Genomic DNA, 21,317 nt, shown 5'->3' on the forward strand with positions numbered 1-21,317 from the left:
TCGCGCGCTGCGCCGGTTCGAAGTAAGCTCTTGCGACGACTGCAGTCTCTTATGCATCCTGGCAACCGTGAAAGCGTCGCGTGCGGCAGCCACCAGCAAAAGAACAGCGAGATGGACGACCTGCTACTCGACGCCTTCGATGCGTCGCAACTCATTCCCGGGTTCAACGCGCCCGCGCTGCCAGTCGAGCGTCCGGACCGCGAGACGCTCGACGCCGCCGAGCGCAACACGCGCCACTGGACGAGCCGTGTCGCCGGTGCGCTCACGCCCGGCTCCGACCTGCATCGCGACGAGATGTGCCGCATGTTCCGCGAGACCTTCAATCCTTACCGGCCCTCGGTACTCGATTGGCCGCAGCTCGAACCCGCGGCGCTCAAGCGCATTACCGATCTGCCCATCTGGGACATTGCCGTGCAAACGGAAGGCCGCGCGCGCCTGCGCATGGCCGCCTATGCCGCCTCGCTCGACGACGCCGTGATGCGCGACGCGCTCGCACTCAACGCGTGGGAAGAGAACCGCCACAAGGAAGTGCTCTCGCGCATGGTGGCGGCGTACGGCATCAAGCTCGCGAGCGAACCGCCCTACGTGTACCCCGAGGACGCCGAATGGGCCTACCTCGTGACGGGCTACAGTGAATGCGTGGACAGCTTTTTCGCGTTCGGCCTCTTCGAAGTCGCGCATCGTTCGGGCCTCTTTCCGCCCGAACTCATCGACACGTTCGAGCCCGTCATGCAGGAAGAATGCCGCCATATCCTGCTGTTCGCGAACTGGCTGGCGTGGCATCGCGCCCGGCTCAACTGGTGGCAACGCATTCGCTTCGAGCTGAAGGTGGCGGGCGTCTGGGCCTTTCTGGCGTGGGAGCGCGTCGGCCTCGCGCGCGCCATGGACGCCGAGGGCAACGAACACCGGCACGACAACAACTTCACGATGAACGGCGCGCAACAGGTGACGGACGTCGACATTAGCGTGCCGGAACTCATGCGCCTTTGTCTCGCCGAAAACGACCGACGCTTTGCGGGCTACGACAAGCGTCTGCTGCGGCCCGAAACGATGCCGCGTCTCGTGCGCTTCGCATTGCACTTCGTGCGCGACAAGAAGAACTGACGCGGCCCCTTCCTTGCACGCGCGCCGCTTCGTTCGAATGGACGATTGCGGCGCGCGCTGCCTTCATGCGACGCTTCGCGCCCATGCAGGTTGCGCGGCGCGGCTTTAGCGCGCTCGAAGCACGCCTTCCACAAAGCTGAATTCCGCGCAGCTCACGCGTCTGTCACAGTGACGAAGGTCTTCGTCAGAGACGAAAGCATTGCCCCTATCGAGGAGAGAGAGCTTGAAAATTCTGGTGCCCGTCAAGCGCGTGGTCGATTACAACGTGAAGGTCCGAGTGAAGTCGGACGGCACGGGGGTGGATATCGCCAACGTGAAGTTTTCGATGAACCCGTTCGATGAAATTGCCGTGGAAGAAGCGGTTCGTCTGAAGGAAGCCGGCGCGGCGACCGAGGTCATTGCCGTCTCGTGCGGTGTTTCGCAGGCCCAGGAAACGCTGCGCACGGCCCTCGCTATCGGTGCGGATCGCGCCGTGCTGGTGGAGTCGAACGACGATCTGCAGCCACTCGCCGTGGCGAAGCTCTTGAAAGCGCTGGTCGACAAGGAACAGCCGTCGCTGATCATTCTCGGCAAGCAGGCCATCGACGACGATTCGAACCAGACCGGCCAGATGCTCGCCGCGCTGGCGAACCTGCCGCAAGCCACGTTCGCCTCGAAGGTGGTCGTCGCCAACGGCAAGGCGACCGTGTCGCGTGAAGTGGACGGCGGTGCGGAAACGCTGTCGCTCAAGCTACCCGCAGTCGTCACGACGGATCTGCGCCTGAATGAGCCGCGCTACGTCACGCTGCCGAACATCATGAAGGCGAAGAAAAAGCCTTTGGAGACGATCCAGCCTTCGGATCTGGGTGTCGACGTCGCGCCCCGCCTGAAGACGCTAAAGGTTGCCGAGCCGCCGAAGCGAACGGCCGGCGTGAAGGTGCCGGACGTTGCGGCGCTGATCGAGAAGCTGAAAACCGAAGCCAAGGTTCTGTAAGGGGAGCGAAACAAAATGACGAATCTGCTGAACCTGGTAATAGCCGAACACGACAATCGGTCGATCAAGGCCGCGACGCTGAACACGGTCGCCGCAGCACAGAAGATTGGCGGCGACGTGCACGTGCTGGTCGCGGGTCGCAATGCGCAGGCCGCAGCGGACGCAGCCGCGAAGATCGCAGGCGTGGCAAAGGTGCTGCTGGCCGACGCGCCGCAACTCGAGCAGGGCCTTGCTGAGAACGTCGAAGCAACGGTGCTGGGCATTGCGAAGAACTACACGCACATCCTGGCGCCGGCAACGGCAGCGGGCAAGAACGTCACGCCGCGTATTGCCGCGAAGCTCGACGTCGCGCAGATCAGCGATATCACGGCAGTCGACAGCGCCGACACGTTTGAGCGTCCGATCTACGCCGGCAATGCGATCGCGACGGTGCAATCGGTCGACCAGGTCAAGGTCATCACCGTGCGCACGACGGCGTTCGATGCTGTCGCTGCCGTTGGGGGCAACGCAGCGATCGAAAACATCGAAGCCGCAGCCGACAGCGGACTTTCGCAATTCGTGAGCCGTGAAGTCACGAAGCTCGACCGTCCGGAACTCACGAGCGCGAAGATCATCGTCTCGGGTGGCCGGGGTCTTGGTAGCGGCGAGAACTTCGCGTTGGTGCTGGAACCGCTCGCGGACAAGCTCAATGCCGCGCTCGGCGCCTCGCGCGCAGCCGTCGACGCCGGCTACGTGCCGAACGACTATCAGGTCGGCCAGACCGGCAAGATCGTCGCGCCGCAACTGTACGTGGCGGTCGGCATCTCCGGTGCGATTCAGCACCTTGCGGGCATGAAGGACTCGAAGGTCATCGTCGCGATCAACAAGGACGAAGAAGCACCGATCTTCAGCGTGGCCGACTACGGCCTCGTGGGCGACCTGTTTGCGGCCGTACCCGAACTCGTTGGCGCAATCGGCTAAGGCCTTCCGCTGGCTAGTAACAAAAAACGAAAGGCGCCTTTGTGAAAACAAAGGCGCCTTCTTTATCGACTTCTGCGCAGCAGCTTCAACGACAGCGGCAAGCGTTCAAACCCCCAGAATCCGCCGCGCCTTGAGGATCACCGGCATGTCGACCATCTTGCCGTCTAGCGCCACCGCCGCGCCGCCGCTCGCCTGCACCGCGTCGAGCACGCGCTGCGCCCACGTGCGCTCTAGCTCGCTCCATGCGTACGCGCGATGCACGGGCTCGATCTGCTTCGGATGAATGCATAGCTTGCCGCCATAGCCGAAGCGCCGCCCGCGCCGCGCCTCGCGCTCGAGTCCATCGGCGTCGTCGAAGACGGTCGAAACGCCGTCCACGGGGGCCGCGATGCCCGCAAGCCGCGATGCCAGCACGATCCGCGAACGGAACGCGTCGAGTTCCTCGCCGTCGCCGTCGATGCCCATATCCACCTGAAAGTCGAGCGTGCCGAACGCCACGCGCAGCACGCCTCGCGCGCCACACAGCGCATCCAGGCCCGCGATCCCGCGCGCCGTTTCCACGATCGGCAACACGTGCAGCGCGTCGTGTGCGCCTGAGCGCACCGCCGCGACCTGCTCCGCGCTTTCCGCTTTCGGCAACATGATGCCCGCCACGCCTGCATGTCCCGCGAGCGCGGCGGCGTCATCGGAGAACCAGGGCGTGTCGGTGCCGTTCACGCGCACCCACACGGGGCGCACGGGGTCCAGCGACGCAAGCACGGCGTCGCGCGCCGCGCCCTTCTGGTCCGGCGCGACCGCATCTTCCAGATCGAAGATCACGGCATCCGCCCCCGCGCCGCGCGCCTTCTCGAAGCGCTCGGGCCGGTTGCCCGGCACGAAGAGATACGAGCGGGAAAGCGCGGCACTCATACACCCGCCCTCTCGCCGAACAGCGTACCCACGCGCTGCGCCTCGGCAATGCCCCACGCCGCGTCGAGCAGGCGCTGCGCATCGATTTCGCTCGCTGCGCCCGAAAATGCCGCGAGCCGCACGAACTTCGCGCCGATCTCCTCGCGCGAAAGCGTGTTGCCCGGGTCGCCCTTCGGTTCGTCCACGCGGCCTTGCAACGTGCGGCCGTCGCGCGTCGTGACGCTCACCTTGCCGATCCAGCGCGCGGGATACGCGCGGTCCACTTCCTCGTCGAGCGCCATCGTCACGCGTAAGCGAAACGCGGCGATATTGTCCGCCGAGTAGTCGCGCTCGAACTCGTTCACGCCCGCATAGCCGCGGTATGCGACCAGGCCGAGCACGGTTCCCATGTTGAATTTCGCCTGGTGAACGGTGCTCGGCACGACCACGCTGCCAAGCACGTCGATGGCGCCTTGATGCACATGCGCCGTCACGCTCGCGATATCGTCGGGGTTCAGACGATGCGCTTCGATCACGGACAGCAGCGCGTCAGCGGCCGGATGCGTGTGACGGCACGCTGCGTGATACTTGAACGACGTTTCGACCGTGGCCCAACGCTCTCCCAGGCGATCGACCAGCTTTCCTGGATCGGCATCGCTCGACATGCCCGCCGCCATGCCCTGCGCACCTTCGAGAATGCGCTGCGCGCCGCGAAATCCGTCTGCCGCGAGCTCGGCAGCCATCAGGCCGTTCGCCGCCGCCATGGCCGTGTGCAGTTGCTTCGAATCGGCTGCGTCGCGCAGGAATTCCCACAAGCCGCTCGCCTGCGTGCCCGCCGATCCGAACGCGTCGAGCATCTGCTCGGGCGTGAGCTTCAGCAGGCGGCCGGCCGCGGCAGCAGCCGCGATCGTACCAACGGTGCCGGTCGTGTGAAATATCTTGTAGTGCGAACGACCCATGAATTCGCCGATGCGAATGCCCACTTCGTAGCCTGCCACCGAGGCCGCGATGAACTCGTGCCCGGTTGCGCCGAGCGCCTGCGCGAGCGCCAGCGTCGCCGGAAACACGACGGTCGCTGGATGCAGCACCGAGCCGTTGTGCACGTCGTCCTGCTCGACGAAATGCGAAGCGGCGCCGTTGGTCATCGCGGCGAAATACGCCGTGGTGCGGGTGCGGTCCGTGATCACATCGCACGGGCCCTGCGTTTCGGGGGCGCCGCGCGCGGCGCGTGCGAAACGCGCAATCGTCTCTACTGGGCGCGCGAGTTTGCCGCCCAGCGCGGAGCCGAGCCAGTCTACGTAGAGATTGACGGTGCGCTCGACGACGTGAGACGGGATCGAATCGAAGCGCAGTTGCGAGGCGAACGCCGCAAGTGCGCGGCTGGGATGATCTGTCATGGCAGCGTAGTTCAGTGGAGTCGGTTTGCGAGGCGCAAGACGCGTTCAGATGGCGCCCGCTTCGCGCAGCGCATCGATGCGCGATTCGTCATAGCCAAGCTCGCGCAGGATTGATTCGGTATGCTGACCGAGCGCCGGCACCGCATCCATTCGCGCATCGAATGCCGAAGGCGCGCCCGGCGGCAACAGCGCCGGAACGATCCCCGCCGAGGTTTTCACCTCGCGCCAGCGCTCGCGCGCCTGCAGTTGCGGATGCGCCCACACGTCGGCCATCGTATTCATCTGGGCGTTGGCAATGCCGGCGCGATCGAGCCGTTCGATGACCTGCGCCGCGGTCAGCTTCGAAAACGCCTCGACGATCAGTTCACGCAGTTCCGCACGGCGCGCGGAACGCTGGGAGTTCGCGGCAAAGCGCTCATCGGTGGCCAGTTCCGGCTGCGACAGCACGTGTTCGCAAAAGAGCTTCCATTCGCGATCGTTCTGCAGGCCGAGCATCACCGACTTGCCGTCACCGGCCGGAAACGGCCCATATGGGTAAATTGTCGCGTGCGAAGCGCCTGCGAGCGGCGGCGGCGTTTGCCCGTCGATCGCGTAGTAGAGCGGATAGCCCATCCACTCCACCATGCTCTCCAGCATCGAAACGTCGATGCGGCAGCCGCGCCCGGTGCGACCACGCATCAGCAACGCGCTCAGGATGTTCGAATAGGCATACATGCCTGCGGCGATGTCGGCGATCGAGCAACCCGCCTTCGCGGGCTCGCCCGGCGACCCCGTGATGGACAGAAAGCCCGATTCGCTCTGGATCAGCAGGTCGTAGGCCTTGCGCTCGCGGTAAGGACCGTCGTCGCCGTAACCGGAGATGTCGCACACGATCAGCTTCGGGTAACGCTCGCTCAGCGCTTCATAGCTCAGTCCGAGTCGCGCCGCAGCACCCGGCGCGAGATTCTGCACGAGCACGTCGGCGTCGGCTAGCAGCGCGTCGAGGATCGGCGCGGCCTCTTTGTGCTTGACGTCGAGCGAGAGGCTTTCCTTCGAACGGTTCGTCCACACGAAGTGCGACGCGAGTCCATGCACGCGCTCGTCATAGCCGCGCGCGAAGTCCCCCACGCCAGGCCGCTCGATCTTGATCACGCGCGCGCCGAGATCGGCAAGCTGGCGCGTGCAGAAGGGCGCGGCGATCGCATGTTCGAGCGTGACGACCTTGATACCATCGAGTGGTCTCATGGCGCGCGTCTCCGGTCAGAACGAACGCGGCAGGCCGAGCACATGCTCCGCCACGTACGAGAGGATCAGGTTGGTCGAGATCGGCGCGACCTGGTACAGGCGCGTCTCGCGGAACTTGCGCTCCACATCGTACTCGCAGGCGAAGCCAAAACCGCCATGGAATTGCAGGCATGCATTCGCCGCTTCCCACGAAGCGTCGGCGGCTAGCAGCTTCGCCATATTGGCCTGCGCGCCGCAGACCTCGTGCGCGTCGAAGCGGCGCGCGGCCTCGAAGCGCATCAGGCTCGCGGCTTCGACGTTGACGAACGCGCGGGCGATGGGAAACTGCACGCCCTGGTTCTGGCCGATCGGCCGCCCGAACACGATGCGCTCCTTGGCATAGGCGCTCACCTTGTCGATGAACCAGTAGCCGTCGCCGATACATTCGGCCGCGATGAGCGTGCGCTCGGCGTTCAGGCCGTCGAGGATGTACTTGAAGCCCATCCCCTCCTCGCCGATCAGGTTTTCCGCCGGAATTTCGAGGTTATCGAAGAAGAGTTCGTTGGTCTCGTGATTGACCATGTTGAGAATCGGCTGCACCGTGAGGCCGTTGCCAATCGCCTCGCGCAAGTCCACCACGAAAATCGACATGCCTTCAGACTTCTTCTTCACGTCGGCAAGCGGCGTGGTGCGCGCAAGCAGGATCATGAGGTCCGAATGCTGCACGCGCGAGATCCACACCTTTTGCCCGTTGATCACGTAGCGGTCGCCCTTGCGAACCGCCGTGGTCTTGATCTTCGTGGTATCCGTGCCCGTGGTGGGCTCGGTCACGCCCATCGATTGCAGACGCAGTTCGCCGCTCGCGATCTTCGGCAGATACTTGCGCTTTTGCTCGGGCGAGCCGTGGCGCAGCAGCGTGCCCATGTTGTACATCTGGCCGTGGCAAACGCCCGAGTTGCCGCCCGAGCGGTTGATCTCTTCCATGATGACCGAGGCCTCGGTCAAGCCCAGACCCGATCCGCCGTACTCCTGAGGAATCAACGCAGCGAGCCACCCCGCTTTCGTGAGCGCGTCGACGAACTCCTCAGGATAGCCGCGCGCCTCGTCGATCTTGCGGAAATATTCACCGGAGAACTGCTGGCACAGATCGCGCACGGCTTCGCGGATGTCCTGAAACGAATCTTGTTGCGTGGTTTGCATGATCGATATGAATTCGCTATGAATAATCGTGTTGCCGTTCAGGCCAGCGTGGCGGTGGCCTGCATCGTCAGATAGCCGTCGTGGTCTTTCGCCCAGAGTTCGACCGAGCGCGCGTCGTCCGCGAGCTTGCCGCACAGCGTGAACGCGTTGCCCGCGAACGTGGGCCGTACCGCGCGAAACGCGAACGTCGCGATCGTGGCGTCGGGCCGCTCGCGGTGCACGAGGTCGAGCAGCAGCGTGGCGATGAGCGGGCCGTGCACGACGAGGCCCGGATAGCCCTCTTCCTGTGTGACATACGGGAAGTCGTAGTGAATGCGATGGCCGTTGAAGGTCAGCGCGGAATAGCGGAACAGCATGAGCGTGCTGGCCGTGAGCGTTCGCGACCAGGTCTCGCCTTCAGGAGCTACGACCGGCTTGGGCGCGCTCGCGCCGGGCTGCGGCGCGTCGCGATAGACGATGTCGTGCTCTTCCTCGATGCACAGCGCCCCGCCGCTCTCATAGCGATGCTGCACGGTCACGAACACGAGACGGCCGCTACGGCCGGTCTTGTCTTCGATATTGGCGATGGTGGAAGTGCGCGCGGCCTCGCTGCCCGCGTGCAGGGGCGCGTGAAATGTGAGACGCCCGCCCGCCCACATGCGGCGCGGCAGGTCGACCGGCGGAAGGAAGCCGCCGCGTTTCGGGTGTCCATCGGCACCCGCCTGCGCGAGCGGCGAGACAGGCAGGAAATAGAGCCAGTGCCACAGCGGCGGTACGGCGCTATCAGGGGCTTCGCGATCGAGCGTGGCTGCGAGCGCGCGCAGAGGGAACGCGGTGATGTCGTCGGTAAGCGTTTCTGTCGTGTCGAGCCACGCGCTGAGCGTTGGCGTTTGCGATTCCGGCATGGCAATTCTCCGTTGCGAGATCAGGGCCTGTTGGCCATACTATGAACGGCTGGCGCCGCTTCGCGAAGTTGCCTTTGCCGAATCAGCCCTTTCGCTTTCGTTAATCCCCCGACCATTGCCGCGCGATACTTGCACGCGCCTTTCAACCAGGACCGCGCGCCGGCCTCACGCTTCGCCGCGCAAGTGTGCAGAGGCTTCGTCTTCCACACGCTGCCACAACTCGAACGACATGGGGCGCTCACCTTCTTCGAGCAGATGACCCACGAGGCCAATCGCGCGCGCCATCACGCCGAAGCCGCGCACGATGCGCCACGGGAAGCCGAATTCGCAGCAAATCGCGCCGATCGCGCCCGTCGCATTGATCGGCAGCGCTTTGCCCGACGCACGCTCCGCTTCTGCGCCAATGAGTTGCATGAGCTTCACATAGCGCCCCGACATGCCGTTTTGCGCGGCCAGCTCGAAAAGACGCGGCGTGCGCGGATCGATGGGCTTGTGCAGCGGATGGCCTAGCCCCGGAATCGGTGTGCCGCGCGCGCGCCATGCGGCGACGGTATCGACTGCGAGTTTCTCGAGATCGTCGCACTGGCCGTCATAAGGCAGCGTCTCAGACAGCATGCGGCACGCGCCTTCCATGCTGCCGACGAACACCGAGCCGAGCCCGCATAGCCCCGCGGCGACGGCCGCCTGCAGCGACTCGGGTGCGCCCGCATAGGTCATGCGCGCGGCGATGGCGCTGGGCGTCATGCCGTGCTCGACGAGCGTGATGACGATCGCGTTGAACATGGCGGACTGCTGCGGCGTGGCCGCCTTGCCCGTGAGTTGCAGATACGCGAAGTCGCCGAGATTCATGTGGCCGAGCACTTCGTCGGGCAGGCTCTTGCCGCGCACGACGATACGATCGGGCGTGCTGTACGCGATATCGGAGCGCACGAGCGGTTTCGGTTGACGGGCCATAGTCTAATCCTTCGTTATGCAGAATAGCGTTCAGCGCAATTGCGCGCGTCCATGATTGAGCACGAGCACGTCGCGTTCCAGCACGCGTGCGCGAAAACTCACCTCGCTGCCGTCTCGCCACATCTCGGTGCGGATCGTTTCGCCCGGATAAACAGGCGCGGTAAAGCGCGCGTGAAAGGCCGCGAGGCGTTGCGGGTCGCTCGCGCACAGGGTCTTGAGCAGGGCATGCGCGGCCACGCCCCACGTGGCGAGCCCGTGCAGGATGGGCCGCTCGAACCCCGCCGCGCGCGCGACCTGCGGGTCGGCATGCAACGCGTTGTCGTCACCGCACAGCCGATAAATCAGCGCCGTTTCCGGGCGCGTCGGCAGATCGCAATGATGATCGGGCGCGCGCTCGGGCATCGGCGGCGGCGGCGCGGGCGCTTCGTCGCTCGAGCCGTCGTGCGCGCTGAAGCCGCCGTCGCCGCGGCAGAACGTGAGTTGCGTGACAGTGGCATACAACTCGCCGCTTGCCTTGTCCGTAATGCTACGCTGGATTTCGAGCAGTGCGCCCTTGCCTGCGCCTTTGTCGACCACGCGCGTAATACGCGAGCGGCCGATCACGGTCGCGGCCGGCGGCAGCGGCTTGTGCATCACGAGGCTCTGCTCGCCGTGCAATAGCCGCACCCAGTCGATGCCCGAGCGCGGGTCGCGTGCCCAGAAGCCGGGAAAGCCGAGCACGACGGCAAACGTCGGCGGCACGCGCAACTCTTTTTCGTAGACGTATGCCAGGTCGTCCGGATCAACGGGATTGGCGCCGTATCCCACGGCGAGGCTGTAGAGCATGGCGTCGCGCGCGGTATAGGTTTGCTCGACGTCCTTGAACGGCCAGTTGCGCAGGGTGTGATAGTCGATCGTCATGGCGGTGCATGGGGTGAAAGTTCAGGCCTCGGCGGCGGGCCACTTGAAGAGCGGATCGGCCTTCTCGCGAAAGCGCTTCACGGCCTCGCGATGGAATTCGGTCGTGAACGCAATGCCCTGCGCCGCGGACTCGATTTCGAGCATCGCGCGCAGATCGCTGCCAGGCGACTGGTTCAACGCGCGCTTTGCCAGACCAAACGCAATGGGCGACGCCGTCGCGAGGCTGGCCGCGACCTGCGTAGCGCGCGCATGAAGCTGTTCGGGCTCGACGACTTCGAGCACCGCGCCGATCTCCTGCGCTTGTGCAGCGCGTAATTCGCGCGCCGTAAAGACGAGATCCTTCGCACGCGCGAGTCCCACCATGCGCGGCAGGGTATAGAACGCGCCGCAATCGGGCACGAGACCGACTTTCATGAAAGGCATGCAAAAGCGCGCCCGCGTGCTGGCAATCACGAAATCGGCGGCGAGCGCAAAGCTGAAGCCCGCGCCGTAGCACACGCCATCCACGGCTGCGATCACCGGGCGGTCGAGGTCGATCAGCATGCTGACCCAGCCATGCAGGTCGTCGATCCGGTCGCGTCCCGTTTCGGCGCTCGTCACGTTCATGCCGCGCACGTCGCCGCCCGAGCAGAAGTCGTCACCCGCGCCGCGCAGAATGACTGCACGCACGCCGCGATCGGCGCGTATGCGCTGCACGGCTTCGAGCAATTCCACGCGCATCTCGCCGTTGAGCGCGTTCTTCGCTTCCGGACGATTGAACGTGAGCGTCGCGACGCCCGCGTCCTGTTCAATCAGCAAGGTTTTTTCGCTCATGCGCTCACCCCGGCGCTGGCGAGTTCAACGAGCGCCTTGTCGAGCGCCGTGATGAGATGCATCGGCTCGACGCCTGCGAACTCCACGTCGGGGCGCGCGAGAAATGCCTCGATATGCGCCGCGCACGCCTCGCGTGTGGCGGCGAGTCCCGTGAAGCCGTCTTCGAGCCAGGCGACCGATGCCAGCGGACGCGGGTGCCAGTCGCCATTGACGATCGCCTTGACCACCGTGCCGTCACGCACGAGCAGGCTCAGCCAGATCAGCCCGGCCGGCGCCTTTTCGCGTCCGCGCACGATACGGTCGCCCGTCTGGGTGATCGAGCTGTAACGAGTGGCCTCGCTCTTTTCATGGAACCAGCTTTCCTCGTGCAGTTCGCGCTCGTATTGCTGGGCAAAAACGAGTTCTTCGCTGCCGAGCGCGCCAGACTCGAGCGCCATTTCACCGAACGTGCGGCGAACGCAGGCCGTGACCCACGCGGTCAACTCATCGGCGCTCACTTCGCGGCCGAGCTCCTGCTCCAGAAACGTGTAGCGCGAGCCGAGATCCTTGTGCTTCTTGTCCTTGACCTTCTCGGGCGCCATGGGCATGGCGCGTGCCGCGATCGCCGTGTCGATCGCCTTCACGTTCAGCAGAATGCGGAATGTCAGCACGCCCCCTTCGATCTTGAGCGAAGTGGCCACGAGCTTGCGACCGTCGATTTCGACGTCGTTCAGCGGCCGGTAAGCGGCCTGCAGGCCGAAGACATCACGCAGCGCTTCGGCGACGTGTCCCAGGATGGTGGGAAACGCCTGCGCCGCCGTTTGGGGCACGCCGGGCAGACCGATCGGCAGATAGAACGCGAGGAATGCCGAGCCGCGCCCCGCGTAGATCGCGCCGCCGCCGCTCACGCGCCGCCGCGCGAGCACGTTGTTGTCGCGGCAGAACGGCAAATCGAGCACCTGGTTCGGATCTTCGTTTACGCCTACGGTGATGCTGTCTTCGTTGAAGACGTTCAGATAGACCGTGGGCGGCGCGAGATTCTCGGCCACGGCGCGCTCGACGGCCGGCGACACCGAAATCGAAAAGTCCGCGTAGCTGTGGCCGCCTACGACGAGGCGCCACGGGGATGGGTTTTGCGTTGCGCTTGCATTCATGTCGTCTCTCTCCGTTGATCTTCTACCAGGCCCGCGCTTTCGATCTTCGCGACCGTCTCGATGGCGTCCGCGTGTATCAGCGTCTGGCGCTTGAAGCGCTCGGCTATGGCCTCGATTGCGCCGCCCTGCACCGTCCCCTCCACCTGCAGCGTCAGATGGTCGCCGCCATGAGCCTTTCTCCCGACCACGAGCCGATACGCGCCCGTTGCGCCCTCCACGCCCAGCAGCACCGTCTTCAACTCGGAGGGGTAGACCTTCACGCCCTTGATCTTCACCATCGAATCGGCGCGGCCGAACACCACGCGCGGCAGCGACACCGTGCGCCCATGCACGGGCGCGGTGCGCTCGAGCACCGTGAGGTCGCCGGTGCGATAACGTACGAGCGGCTGCAACTCCTTCTGCAGATGGGTGAGCACGAGTTCGCCACGCTCGCCCTCGGCGACCGGCATGCCAGTGTCCGGGTCGATGACTTCGGCGTACAGCAGTTCGTCGAACACGTGCACACCAGTGCCGCCGGGGAACGTACGCGCCACGGGCAGACATTCGGAAAGCGAGTAACTGTCGATCAGCAACGTGCCCGGCATCGCTTCGCGCACGCGGGCGTATAGCGCGGCGTTGCCCGTGAACGCTTCGCCACCCGCGAAGAACACACGCGGCACGGGGCAACCTGCTTCGATGAGCTTGAGCGCGTGCGACGGATTACCGGCCAGCACCGTCACGCCGCATTGCTGCGCAACGCGCGCCGCGCGCTCGGTCTCGCCGGGGCCATGCGGAATGCACGCCACGCCGCGCGCTTCCATTTGGGTCTGATAGAAAAGCCCCGCAACGAAAAGGTGATAGCCGAACGTCACCATGCAGACGTCGCCGGCGCCGATGCCGCACGCGTCGAGATGCTGGCCGCAAGCGGCTTCGATGGCGCGCAGGTCGGCTGCGCTCTGCAGGATGGGCACCAGCGTTGCGCCCATCGGCGTGAGGTGCACGCGCACCGGCGGGACGGCCGGCGCAAACGCGCCGTAGCCGGGGCGATTCATCTCGGCCACCAGTTCGGCGCGCGTCATGAGCGGCACGCGCTCGGCGAACTCCGCCGCGCTCGCAACGCTACCCGGCAGACGTCCCGCATAGAACGGATGCGTTTGCAGCCGCGCGAGCTGCGCGTTGAGTGCATCGAGCATCGTCTCCTCCTTTTTATGTTCAGTAGGGATACGAAGCGTTCGTACTCACGCCGCCCGCTCGAAAATGGCCGCGATGCCCTGCCCGCCGCCCACGCACATCGTTTCGAGGCCGTAGCGGCCCTTGCGGCGCTGCAGTTCGTATAGCAAGGTCGTGAGCATGCGCACCCCCGTCGCGCCGATCGGATGACCGAGCGAAATGCCCGAGCCGTTCACGTTCAGCCGCGATTCGTCGTGCCAGCCCCAACCCTTGAGCACGGCGAGCACCTGGCACGCGAAGGCCTCGTTAAGTTCGACGAGATCGAGTTGATCGAAGGTGAGCCCGGTCTTTTGCAGCAACTTCTGCACGGCCGGCACCGGGCCGATGCCCATCGTCGCGGGATCGCATCCCGAAGCGGCCCAACCCGTCAGATAGCCAAGCGGTGTGAGGCCCAGTTTATCGAGCTGATCTTCGGCGACGATCAGGCATGCAGCCGCGGCGTCGTTCTGCTGGCTCGCGTTGGCCGCCGTCACCCTGCCGCCTTTCATGAGCGGCTTGAGCTTCGCGAGTGACGCTTCGCTAGCGTCGGCGCGCACGCCTTCGTCACGGGCGAACAGCACCGGGTCGCCCTTGCGTTGCGGCACCGACACCGCCACCACCTCGTCGGCGAAGCGGCCCGACTCCCATGCCGCCGCCGCGCGCTGATGGCTGCGCACGGCGTAAGCGTCCGCTTCCTCGCGCGTGATGCCGTATTGCTTCGCGAGGTTCTCCGCCGTTTCGATCATCCCGGAGATGTAGCCGAAGCGCCCCTCGGGCTGCGAGCGTTCGCGGCCGCGCTCGAGACGATCGTGCATCTTTATCGAGCCCGCGCGGGCGCCCCAACGCATGTCGGTCGTGTAGTACTCGATATTGCTCATGCTTTCCACGCCGCCGGCCACGACCACGTCCGCCGCGCCGCTCTGCACCATCATCGCGGCAGTCACGACCGCCTGCAGCCCGCCGCCGCAACGGCGATCGATCTGCATGCCGGGCACCTGCACGGGCAACCCCGCTTCGAGCGCGGCCCAGCGGCCGATGCAAGGCGTTTCGCTGTTCGCATACGACTGCGCGAAGACCACGTCTTCGATGCGCGCCGGGTCTGCGCCGCTGCGCGCGATGGTTTCGCGCAGCACCGTGGCCGCGAGCGTTTCGACGGAAACGGGGCGCAGGCTGCCGCCGAACGTGCCCACCGGCGTGCGTACCGGTGCGACTATCGCTGCTCTTCTCATTTCGGATTCCTTTGCATGGTGTCTGGTTGTTGTTCGCCGCGTCGTGCGCCTGCGTACCGTCAAACCGCTATCGCATCCCGCCGCGCATGGTGTTGCGCGGCCAGCTGTTCGCGCCACTGCGGCGGCGCGATGGCGAGCATGCGCTCGGTGCGCTGCGCGAGCGTAAGCCCGCGCAGGTCCGCCACGCCGTGCTCGGTGACGATCACCGCCACGTCGCTGCGCGGTGTGCTGACCGGCCCCGAAAGACGCGCGACGATGCGGCTGCCATGCCGCGTGCTCGAGGCGAGCGCGACGATCGCGACACCTCCGTGCGAGCGCGCCGCGCCGCGCATGAAGTCGAGCGCTCCGCCCACCGCGCCCACATAGCGGCCACCGGCGGCCTCAGCATTGACCTGGCCCGTCAAGTCGACTTCGAGCGCCGAATTGATCGCCACGAACCGGTCGAGGCTGCCGAGCACGTCGATGTCGTGCGTATAGGCCGTGGCGCGAAACTGGATCTGCGCATTGCAGTGCGCATGCGCGTAGACCTTGCGCGTGCCCATCATCGTGCCGGCCACACTCACGCCTCGATCGCGCGACTTGCGCGCATTCGTCACCACGCCGGCCTCAATCAGTTCGACCACGGCGTCGCCGATGGTGCCGCTATGCACGCCAAGGTCGCGCCGGTCGCGCAACTGCGCGACGATGGCTTCGGGCAGGGCGCCCAGCCCGAACTGGATCGTCGAGCCGTCTTCGATCAACGAAGCGGCGTATTGCGCGATGCGCCGCTCGGTGTCGCCGGCCTGCGTGGCCGGCGCTTCCAGCGGCGCGCGCTCGGTATGGATGAGCGCATCGAAATCGTCGGCACGCAACATGCGCTCGCCGTAGGTCCAGGGCGCCGCCGCATTCACCTCCGCAATCACCACACGCGCGCTGTCGATCAGCGGCACGAGATACTCATGGGCGATCGAGAGGCTGTAGCGGCCCGCCTCATCGGCGGGGGCGACTTGCAGCATCAATACGTCGATGCGATTCGGACCGCTCGTCAGCGCGCTGCGAAACTGCGAGTAGTGACAGGGCAGGATGTCGAGCACGCCCTCGCGTTCGAGCCGCCGGTTCGTACCCGAGGCGCCATAGGCCATGAAGTCCACGCAGTCGGCATAGGCGGGCTCGAGTGTGTCCGACCACGATGCGCCTACGAACACGCGAAAACGCCCGCCGATTGCCTTGCGCTGCGCCATCAGCAGCGCCGTGAGCGTGCACGGCTCGGCTCCGCACTGGCCCCATGCGAGCGTGTCGCCCGGGCGCACGTACTGCGCGAAATCGAGCTGCGCGGCGTCGACGACGCGCGCCGCGCGCGGGCTGCGCGTCATCAGACGGGGTCCCAGCTGAAGACATCGGCGGAAACATCGAGGGTATGGAACGACTTGCGCAACGCCGGCATGGCGTGCTCGGCAATCGTCTCCGGCGTCCAGCCTTCGCCACGATGCACCGAACGCACGGGGCGCGGCTGGCTCATCAGGAAGATTTCGTTGTTGCGGACCGCGAAAATCTGGCCCGTCACGTCGGCGGCCTGCTCGCTCGCGAGATAGACGGCGAGCGGCGCGATCTTCGCGGGCGTCATCTGCTTGATCTTGGCGACGCGCGCTTCCTGTTCCGGCGAATCGATCTTGATCGAGTTGATCATGCGACTCCAGGCGAACGGCGCGATACAGTTCGAACGGATACCGAACTTTTCCAGATCGAGCGCGATGGATTTCGACAGGCCCGCAATGCCGAGCTTCGCCGCGCTGTAGTTGGCCTGCGCAAGATTGCCGATCAGCCCGGACGTTGACGTCATATGCACGAACGCCCCGCTGCGCTGCTCCTTGAAGTGGTCGGCGGCGGCGCGCGAGACATAGTAGGAGCCGTAGAGGTGAACCTTCAGCACGGCGTCCCACTCTTCTTCGCTCATCTTGTGGAAGAAGCGGTCGCGCAGGATGCCCGCGTTGTTCACCACGCAATCGATGCGCCCGAACACATCCAGCGCGTTCTGCACGATGCGCGCGGCGCCGGCGGCGTCGGCCACGCTGTCGGTGTTCGCCGTGGCCTGACCGTCGAACGCCTTGATCTCGTTCACCACGGCTTGCGCGGGGCCGTCGTTGTGGCCCTCGCCGGTGAGCGAGGCGCCTACGTCGTTCACCACGACTTTCGCGCCGTGGCGGGCCATCATGAGTGCGATATCGCGGCCAATGCCCCCGCCCGAACCCGTCACCACCACCACCTTGCCGTCCAGCATTCGTTGCGTCGTCATCGTTTTCGCTCCTCCAGCCCGCTTTGCGCCGGGCGTTCATTCGATTTGAATCGTTATGCGGCAAGCTGTGCCGTTCGTGTTCCAGCTTGACGCATCGGCCCAGGCTGCACAATTTGGATATGCCGAACGCCTGTTTCGGCCAGGATTAACCCGTACTATCGCTAATGGCGTGCATTGCGCTGCGGCGCAATAATGGCTGGAGTCTGCTCGTCCCGCATGTTTTTTGCATCCCCCGAACGAACGAGCTGACGGACACTGGAGTCACGGCATTCATCCATGCATTTCGATCTCGTCGACCTGAAGCTCTTCACACACGTAGCCGAAGCTAGCAGCCTCACGCGCGGCGCGGAGCGCGCGCACCTGTCACTGCCCGCGGCGAGCACGCGAATCAAGAACCTGGAGGAACAGGTGGGCGTGAAGCTCTTGAGCCGCACGAGCCAGGGGGTCACGCTAACGGGACCCGGGGAGACGCTGCTTGCGCACGCGCGCCGCGTGCTCAAGCAGCTCGAGCAACTCACGGGAGACCTGCAGGAATACTCGCAGGGTGTAAAGGGCCATGTGCGCGTGTTTGCGAATACCACGGCGATGAGCGAATTCCTGCCCGCCGTGCTGCGCACCTACCTCATCAATCATCCCGATGTGTACGTCGACATTCACGAGCGCCTTTCGCCCGACATCGTGCGCGCCGTGCAGGACGGCACGATCGATATCGGCATCGTGGCCGGCAATGTGCGCACCGAGGGACTGCAGGTGCTGCCCTACCGGCGCGACCGGCTCGTGCTCGTCACCGCGCTGAGCCACCCGCTTTCGCAGGCGAGCGAGATGGCGTTTGCCGATACGCTCGACTACGACTTCATCGGGCCGCCCGACGAGAGCGCGATTTTCTCGTTCCTCAAGCGCGCCTCGTCGGATTTGCAGCGCACGATACGCTGGCGCATCCAGATCGGCAATTTTGAAGCCGCGTGCCGTATGATCGAGGCAAACATCGGCATTGGCGTGCTGCCCGAGGGCACAGCGCGCCGCCACGCGCAAACCATGTCGCTCAAGATCGTCCCGCTCACCGATGAGTGGGCCGTGCGCAAGCTGCAGATCTGCATGGCCGAGCGCGATGCGCTGCCCCTGTTCGCGCGCAAGCTCGTCGATCTGCTGGTGGCCGACGGCATCGGCCGCCTGGAATAAGCCCATGACGCGGCGCGCGTGCTGCGCGCCGCCCCTCTCGCCTAGCGCCCGCCAGCCGCGCGAATCATGTTGCGCGCAATGACGATCTGCTGAATCTGGCTCGTACCTTCGTAGATGCGGAAGATGCGCACATCGCGGTAGAAACGCTCGATGCCATAATCGGACATATAGCCCGCGCCGCCGAAGATCTGCACTGCGCGGTCTGCCACCCGCCCGCACATTTCGGATGCGAAGAGCTTCGCACACGCCGCCTCGGTGCTCACGTTCTGGCCGGCGTCGCGCCGGCGCGCCGCGTCGAGCACCATGCAGCGCGCCGCGTACAGTTCGGTCTGGCTATCGGCGAGCATGGCCTGCACGAGCTGGAACTCGGCGATCTTCTCGCCGAACTGCTCGCGCTCCATCGCGTAGCGCAGCGCGTCGTCGAGCATGCGCTGCGCCACGCCCACGCAGATCGCCGCGATATGGATGCGCCCCTTGTCGAGCACCTTCATCGCGGTCTTGAAGCCCACGCCTTCCTTCCCGCCGATGATGTTCTCCGCGGGCACCTTCACGTCCTCGAAGATGACGTCGCAGGTATGCGCGCCGCGCTGTCCCATCTTCTTGTCGCGCTTGCCGAAACTGATGCCGGGCGTTTTCGCGTCGACGATGAACGAGGTGATGCCGCCCGCGCGCGGCTCGTCCGGATCGGTGCGCGCCATCAGCGTGAACATGCCGGCCTGCGGCGCATTCGTGATGAAGCGCTTGGTGCCGTTCACCACGTAGTGGTCGCCGCGCCGCTCGGCGCGCGTCTTGATCGAGGCGGCGTCCGAGCCCGCGCCCGGCTCCGTGAGCGCAAAGCTCGCGATGGTCTCGCCGCTCGCAAGCTTCGGCAGCCACGTCGCCTTTTGCTCGTCGGTGCCGTCGATCACGATGCCCTGCGAGCCGATGCCCACCGTCGTGCCGATGATCGAGCGAAACGCGGGCGAAGTCTTGCCGAGTTCGAACATCACGAGCACCTCTTCTTCCATCGTGAGATCGAGCCCGCCGTACTGCTCCGGTATGGTCAGGCCGAAGAGACCCATGGCCTTCATGTCGTCGACGATGTCGGCCGGAATTTCATCGGTTTCGGCCACGCGCTCTTCGTTCGGCACGAGACGCTCGCGCACGAAGCGCGCGACGTTATCGAGCAGAACGTTCATCGTTTCCTGGTCGCGAATCATGGTGTATGTCCTGCAATCGTTGATCAGGCGGCAACGATGCCGCCCGTGAGGATGAGAAAGATGAGGAATGCTCAGTGAGCGCGGACGGCGCGTTTGGCCATTTCACGCAGCGGCTGCTTTTGCAGCTTGCCGCTGGCCGTGGTCGGAATCATGTCGATGGCCACGATTTCCGAGGGGCGCTTGTAGGCCGAAAGCCGCTCGCTCAGGTAGCGGGCTAGATCGGCTGTGTCGATCGTCGCGCCCTCCTTCGCTTCCACGAAAGCCACGACTTCCTCGTTGCCTTCGGCGTCGCGCCGCCCCACCACGGCGCTCTGGCGCACCGACGCGTAGGTGTTGATGACCGACTCGACCTCGATGGGATACACATTGAAGCCCGAGCGGATGATGAGATCCTTCGAGCGGCCTACGATGAAGAGCGCGCCTTCCGCGTCGAGCCGGCCGAGGTCGCCGGTCTTGAGCCAGCCTTGCGCATCGAGCACTTCCGCGCTCAGGCCCGGCTCGCGATAGTAGCCGTGCATGACGCCGGGACCGCGCACCCACAATTCGCCCGCTTCGCCGCGCGGCACATCGTGGCCGTCGGGCCCGACCACGCGCAACTCGGCACCCTCGACGATCTCGCCCGAGGAGACATCCTTGCGCGGACGGTCCATGCGCGTGATGAAGAGCGAGCCCGCGTACTCAGTCATGCCGTAGCCGTGATGCAGCGGCATGCCGAAGAGCGCTTCGACCTGCTGCTTGAGCGTGGGATCGAGCGGACCGCCGCCCGTATACAGGTAGCGCAGACGCGGTGCATGCACCGTGCCGCCGTGCTCGCGCACATAGGCGACGATGCGCGTGAAGAGCGTCGGCACGCCCTGGAGAATGGAGATTTCGGAGGCGCCCAGCGCTTTCACGACTTCCTCCGCCGAGAAGCGCGCTGCGAGATGCAGGCTCGCGCCCGCCTCGAACGTGGCGAGCAGCAGCGTGGCGAGGCCGAAAATATGCGACATCGGCATGACCGCGTACGCGCAGTCCGCCTGTGTCATGACGCGCGACCTCGCCGAGACATGCGCGAAATGCAGCAGGCCGCGATGGGTGGCCATCACGCCCTTGGGCTGGCCCGTCGTGCCCGACGTGTAGAGGAGCACCGCGACCTCGTGCGCGAGCGCCTCGGCCTCGCGCGCGGCGTCGAGGTCGGGCGCGGCCATCATCAGCGGACCGAGCCCGGCGGGCGCGATTTCGCGCGCGCGATAGCGCACGCCGTGGCGCAGCGCATCGGGCGAAGCACCGTGCGTAAACAGCATGAGACGCGGCCCGCAATGCGCGCGGATCGTTTCGATCTCACGCTCCGAGAGCCGCGCATTGACCACGGCCGGCCACGCGCCGATTTCCGAAAGCGCGAACAGCAGCGTCACCACGGCCGAGCAGTTTTCGGCCACGATCAGCACGCGGTCGCCCACGTCCACACCCTGCTCGCGCAAAAACTGCTGCGCTTGCCCAACGTCGCTCCAAAGCTGCCCGAAGCTCGTCACCTTTGCTTCTTCGCGTATCGCCACGGCCTCGGGCGACGCTTCCGCCCAGTGCCGCGCGATATCGCTGATCTTGCGCGCCGCTCGCCTCACCACTGTCACCTCCCGTCGTTGCTCTTTGACTGCGGACGGCGCGCCGTGGCACGCCGCATCGCGACAGGTATCAGTGTGGTTCAGGCGCGGCCTGCCAACAATTCGTTTTCGATAAAGCCGGCATTCGTCTGCCGAGAAGTCGGAATTCACCCCGATGGCCGGGGCTTCGAGGCGTTATCGTCTCGACCGGGCGCGTGCTCGCGAGGCACTCAGCGCTCGCGGGTGACGCGTGCGAGGCAC

General features: G+C 65.5%; 19 protein-coding genes. 4 read left to right on the forward strand and 15 right to left on the reverse strand.

Translation table 11 applies throughout. The features are described 5' to 3' along the window. Positions 1 to 111: 111 nt before the first annotated feature. The 3 genes from M3I53_RS02075 (at position 112) to M3I53_RS02085 (ending at position 3,037) form a co-directional block, all read left to right on the forward strand. Complete coding sequence (locus M3I53_RS02075; protein ID WP_254314304.1) at positions 112 to 1,104, forward strand: ferritin-like domain-containing protein; 993 nt, start codon at positions 112 to 114, stop codon at positions 1,102 to 1,104. A 223-nt stretch (positions 1,105 to 1,327) separates the two neighbouring features. After that, positions 1,328 to 2,077 carry an electron transfer flavoprotein subunit beta/FixA family protein gene (locus M3I53_RS02080; RefSeq protein ID WP_254314305.1) on the forward strand — a complete coding sequence of 250 codons (750 nt, stop codon included), beginning with the start codon at positions 1,328 to 1,330 and terminating at the stop codon, positions 2,075 to 2,077. Between the two features lie 24 nt (positions 2,078 to 2,101). Then, a complete protein-coding gene (locus M3I53_RS02085; protein WP_254314389.1) occupies positions 2,102 to 3,037 on the forward strand; it encodes an electron transfer flavoprotein subunit alpha/FixB family protein in 936 nt (311 codons plus the stop codon). A 105-nt stretch (positions 3,038 to 3,142) separates the two neighbouring features. On the opposite strand, the gene M3I53_RS02090 is transcribed toward M3I53_RS02085, so the two are convergent. From M3I53_RS02090 to M3I53_RS02150, 13 genes are all read right to left on the reverse strand, one after another. Then, a complete protein-coding gene (locus M3I53_RS02090) occupies positions 3,143 to 3,946 on the reverse strand; it encodes a CoA ester lyase (RefSeq protein ID WP_254314306.1) in 804 nt (267 codons plus the stop codon). Beyond that, positions 3,943 to 5,322, reverse strand: coding sequence for an MmgE/PrpD family protein (locus M3I53_RS02095; protein WP_254314307.1), 1,380 nt, complete (start codon positions 5,320 to 5,322; stop codon positions 3,943 to 3,945). Before M3I53_RS02095 ends, M3I53_RS02090 begins: the two co-directional genes overlap by 4 nt. Before the next feature lie 45 nt (positions 5,323 to 5,367). Then, positions 5,368 to 6,546, reverse strand: coding sequence for a CaiB/BaiF CoA-transferase family protein (locus M3I53_RS02100; RefSeq protein WP_254314308.1), 1,179 nt, complete (start codon positions 6,544 to 6,546; stop codon positions 5,368 to 5,370). A 15-nt stretch (positions 6,547 to 6,561) separates the two neighbouring features. Beyond that, positions 6,562 to 7,725 carry an acyl-CoA dehydrogenase family protein gene (locus tag M3I53_RS02105; RefSeq protein WP_254314309.1) on the reverse strand — a complete coding sequence of 388 codons (1,164 nt, stop codon included), beginning with the start codon at positions 7,723 to 7,725 and terminating at the stop codon, positions 6,562 to 6,564. 38 nt (positions 7,726 to 7,763) lie between these two features. Continuing rightward, on the reverse strand, positions 7,764 to 8,609 hold the full coding sequence (locus tag M3I53_RS02110; RefSeq protein ID WP_254314310.1) for a MaoC family dehydratase N-terminal domain-containing protein: 846 nt from the start codon (positions 8,607 to 8,609) through the stop codon (positions 7,764 to 7,766). A 165-nt stretch (positions 8,610 to 8,774) separates the two neighbouring features. Then, complete coding sequence (locus M3I53_RS02115; protein WP_254314311.1) at positions 8,775 to 9,563, reverse strand: citryl-CoA lyase; 789 nt, start codon at positions 9,561 to 9,563, stop codon at positions 8,775 to 8,777. Between the two features lie 30 nt (positions 9,564 to 9,593). Further along, the gene (locus M3I53_RS02120; RefSeq protein ID WP_254314312.1) at positions 9,594 to 10,463 is read right to left on the reverse strand and encodes a MaoC/PaaZ C-terminal domain-containing protein; all 870 of its coding nucleotides are present in this window, start codon (positions 10,461 to 10,463) and stop codon (positions 9,594 to 9,596) included. 21 nt (positions 10,464 to 10,484) lie between these two features. Further along, on the reverse strand, positions 10,485 to 11,276 hold the full coding sequence (locus M3I53_RS02125; protein ID WP_254314313.1) for an enoyl-CoA hydratase/isomerase family protein: 792 nt from the start codon (positions 11,274 to 11,276) through the stop codon (positions 10,485 to 10,487). Further along, positions 11,273 to 12,409: a hypothetical protein gene (locus M3I53_RS02130; protein WP_254314314.1), complete on the reverse strand. Its 1,137-nt coding sequence runs from the start codon at positions 12,407 to 12,409 to the stop codon at positions 11,273 to 11,275. The genes M3I53_RS02125 and M3I53_RS02130 overlap by 4 nt, the downstream gene beginning before the upstream one ends. Beyond that, entirely contained in the window at positions 12,406 to 13,581 is a 1,176-nt protein-coding gene (locus M3I53_RS02135) for a phenylacetate--CoA ligase family protein (RefSeq protein WP_254314315.1), read from the reverse strand. The genes M3I53_RS02130 and M3I53_RS02135 overlap by 4 nt, the downstream gene beginning before the upstream one ends. Before the next feature lie 45 nt (positions 13,582 to 13,626). Further along, complete coding sequence (locus M3I53_RS02140; protein WP_254314316.1) at positions 13,627 to 14,826, reverse strand: acetyl-CoA C-acetyltransferase; 1,200 nt, start codon at positions 14,824 to 14,826, stop codon at positions 13,627 to 13,629. A 59-nt stretch (positions 14,827 to 14,885) separates the two neighbouring features. Next, on the reverse strand, positions 14,886 to 16,178 hold the full coding sequence (locus M3I53_RS02145; protein WP_254314317.1) for an acetyl-CoA hydrolase/transferase family protein: 1,293 nt from the start codon (positions 16,176 to 16,178) through the stop codon (positions 14,886 to 14,888). Next, positions 16,178 to 17,083 (reverse strand): SDR family NAD(P)-dependent oxidoreductase, encoded by a 906-nt coding sequence (locus tag M3I53_RS02150; RefSeq protein WP_254314390.1) that lies wholly within the window; start codon positions 17,081 to 17,083, stop codon positions 16,178 to 16,180. The genes M3I53_RS02145 and M3I53_RS02150 overlap by 1 nt, the downstream gene beginning before the upstream one ends. Before the next feature lie 291 nt (positions 17,084 to 17,374). Here M3I53_RS02150 and M3I53_RS02155 point away from each other — a divergent pair, with 291 nt between their 5' ends. Then, positions 17,375 to 18,277, forward strand: a complete 903-nt coding sequence (locus tag M3I53_RS02155) for a LysR substrate-binding domain-containing protein (RefSeq protein ID WP_254314318.1) — start codon at positions 17,375 to 17,377, stop codon at positions 18,275 to 18,277. A gap of 41 nt (positions 18,278 to 18,318) precedes the next feature. On the opposite strand, the gene M3I53_RS02160 is transcribed toward M3I53_RS02155, so the two are convergent. Further along, a complete protein-coding gene (locus M3I53_RS02160) occupies positions 18,319 to 19,476 on the reverse strand; it encodes an acyl-CoA dehydrogenase family protein (RefSeq protein ID WP_254314319.1) in 1,158 nt (385 codons plus the stop codon). Between the two features lie 71 nt (positions 19,477 to 19,547). Then, a complete protein-coding gene (locus M3I53_RS02165; RefSeq protein WP_254314320.1) occupies positions 19,548 to 21,080 on the reverse strand; it encodes a class I adenylate-forming enzyme family protein in 1,533 nt (510 codons plus the stop codon). Positions 21,081 to 21,317 lie beyond the last annotated feature (237 nt).

The organism is Paraburkholderia sp. CNPSo 3272, assembly GCF_024206495.1.
Classification (GTDB): domain Bacteria; phylum Pseudomonadota; class Gammaproteobacteria; order Burkholderiales; family Burkholderiaceae; genus Paraburkholderia.

Coding starts and splice junctions, on each gene's coding strand:
- M3I53_RS02140 (WP_254314316.1), bottom strand. CDS start 14,826: ATGAGAAGAGCAGCGATAGTCGCACCGGTACGCACGCCGGTGGGCACG.
- M3I53_RS02135 (WP_254314315.1), bottom strand. CDS start 13,581: ATGCTCGATGCACTCAACGCGCAGCTCGCGCGGCTGCAAACGCATCCG.
- M3I53_RS02075 (WP_254314304.1), top strand. CDS start 112: ATGGACGACCTGCTACTCGACGCCTTCGATGCGTCGCAACTCATTCCC.
- M3I53_RS02100 (WP_254314308.1), bottom strand. CDS start 6,546: ATGAGACCACTCGATGGTATCAAGGTCGTCACGCTCGAACATGCGATC.
- M3I53_RS02105 (WP_254314309.1), bottom strand. CDS start 7,725: ATGCAAACCACGCAACAAGATTCGTTTCAGGACATCCGCGAAGCCGTG.
- M3I53_RS02110 (WP_254314310.1), bottom strand. CDS start 8,609: ATGCCGGAATCGCAAACGCCAACGCTCAGCGCGTGGCTCGACACGACA.
- M3I53_RS02150 (WP_254314390.1), bottom strand. CDS start 17,083: ATGCTGGACGGCAAGGTGGTGGTGGTGACGGGTTCGGGCGGGGGCATT.
- M3I53_RS02160 (WP_254314319.1), bottom strand. CDS start 19,476: ATGATTCGCGACCAGGAAACGATGAACGTTCTGCTCGATAACGTCGCG.
- M3I53_RS02120 (WP_254314312.1), bottom strand. CDS start 10,463: ATGACGATCGACTATCACACCCTGCGCAACTGGCCGTTCAAGGACGTC.
- M3I53_RS02145 (WP_254314317.1), bottom strand. CDS start 16,178: ATGACGCGCAGCCCGCGCGCGGCGCGCGTCGTCGACGCCGCGCAGCTC.
- M3I53_RS02155 (WP_254314318.1), top strand. CDS start 17,375: ATGCATTTCGATCTCGTCGACCTGAAGCTCTTCACACACGTAGCCGAA.
- M3I53_RS02115 (WP_254314311.1), bottom strand. CDS start 9,563: ATGGCCCGTCAACCGAAACCGCTCGTGCGCTCCGATATCGCGTACAGC.
- M3I53_RS02095 (WP_254314307.1), bottom strand. CDS start 5,322: ATGACAGATCATCCCAGCCGCGCACTTGCGGCGTTCGCCTCGCAACTG.
- M3I53_RS02130 (WP_254314314.1), bottom strand. CDS start 12,409: ATGAATGCAAGCGCAACGCAAAACCCATCCCCGTGGCGCCTCGTCGTA.
- M3I53_RS02090 (WP_254314306.1), bottom strand. CDS start 3,946: ATGAGTGCCGCGCTTTCCCGCTCGTATCTCTTCGTGCCGGGCAACCGG.
- M3I53_RS02125 (WP_254314313.1), bottom strand. CDS start 11,276: ATGAGCGAAAAAACCTTGCTGATTGAACAGGACGCGGGCGTCGCGACG.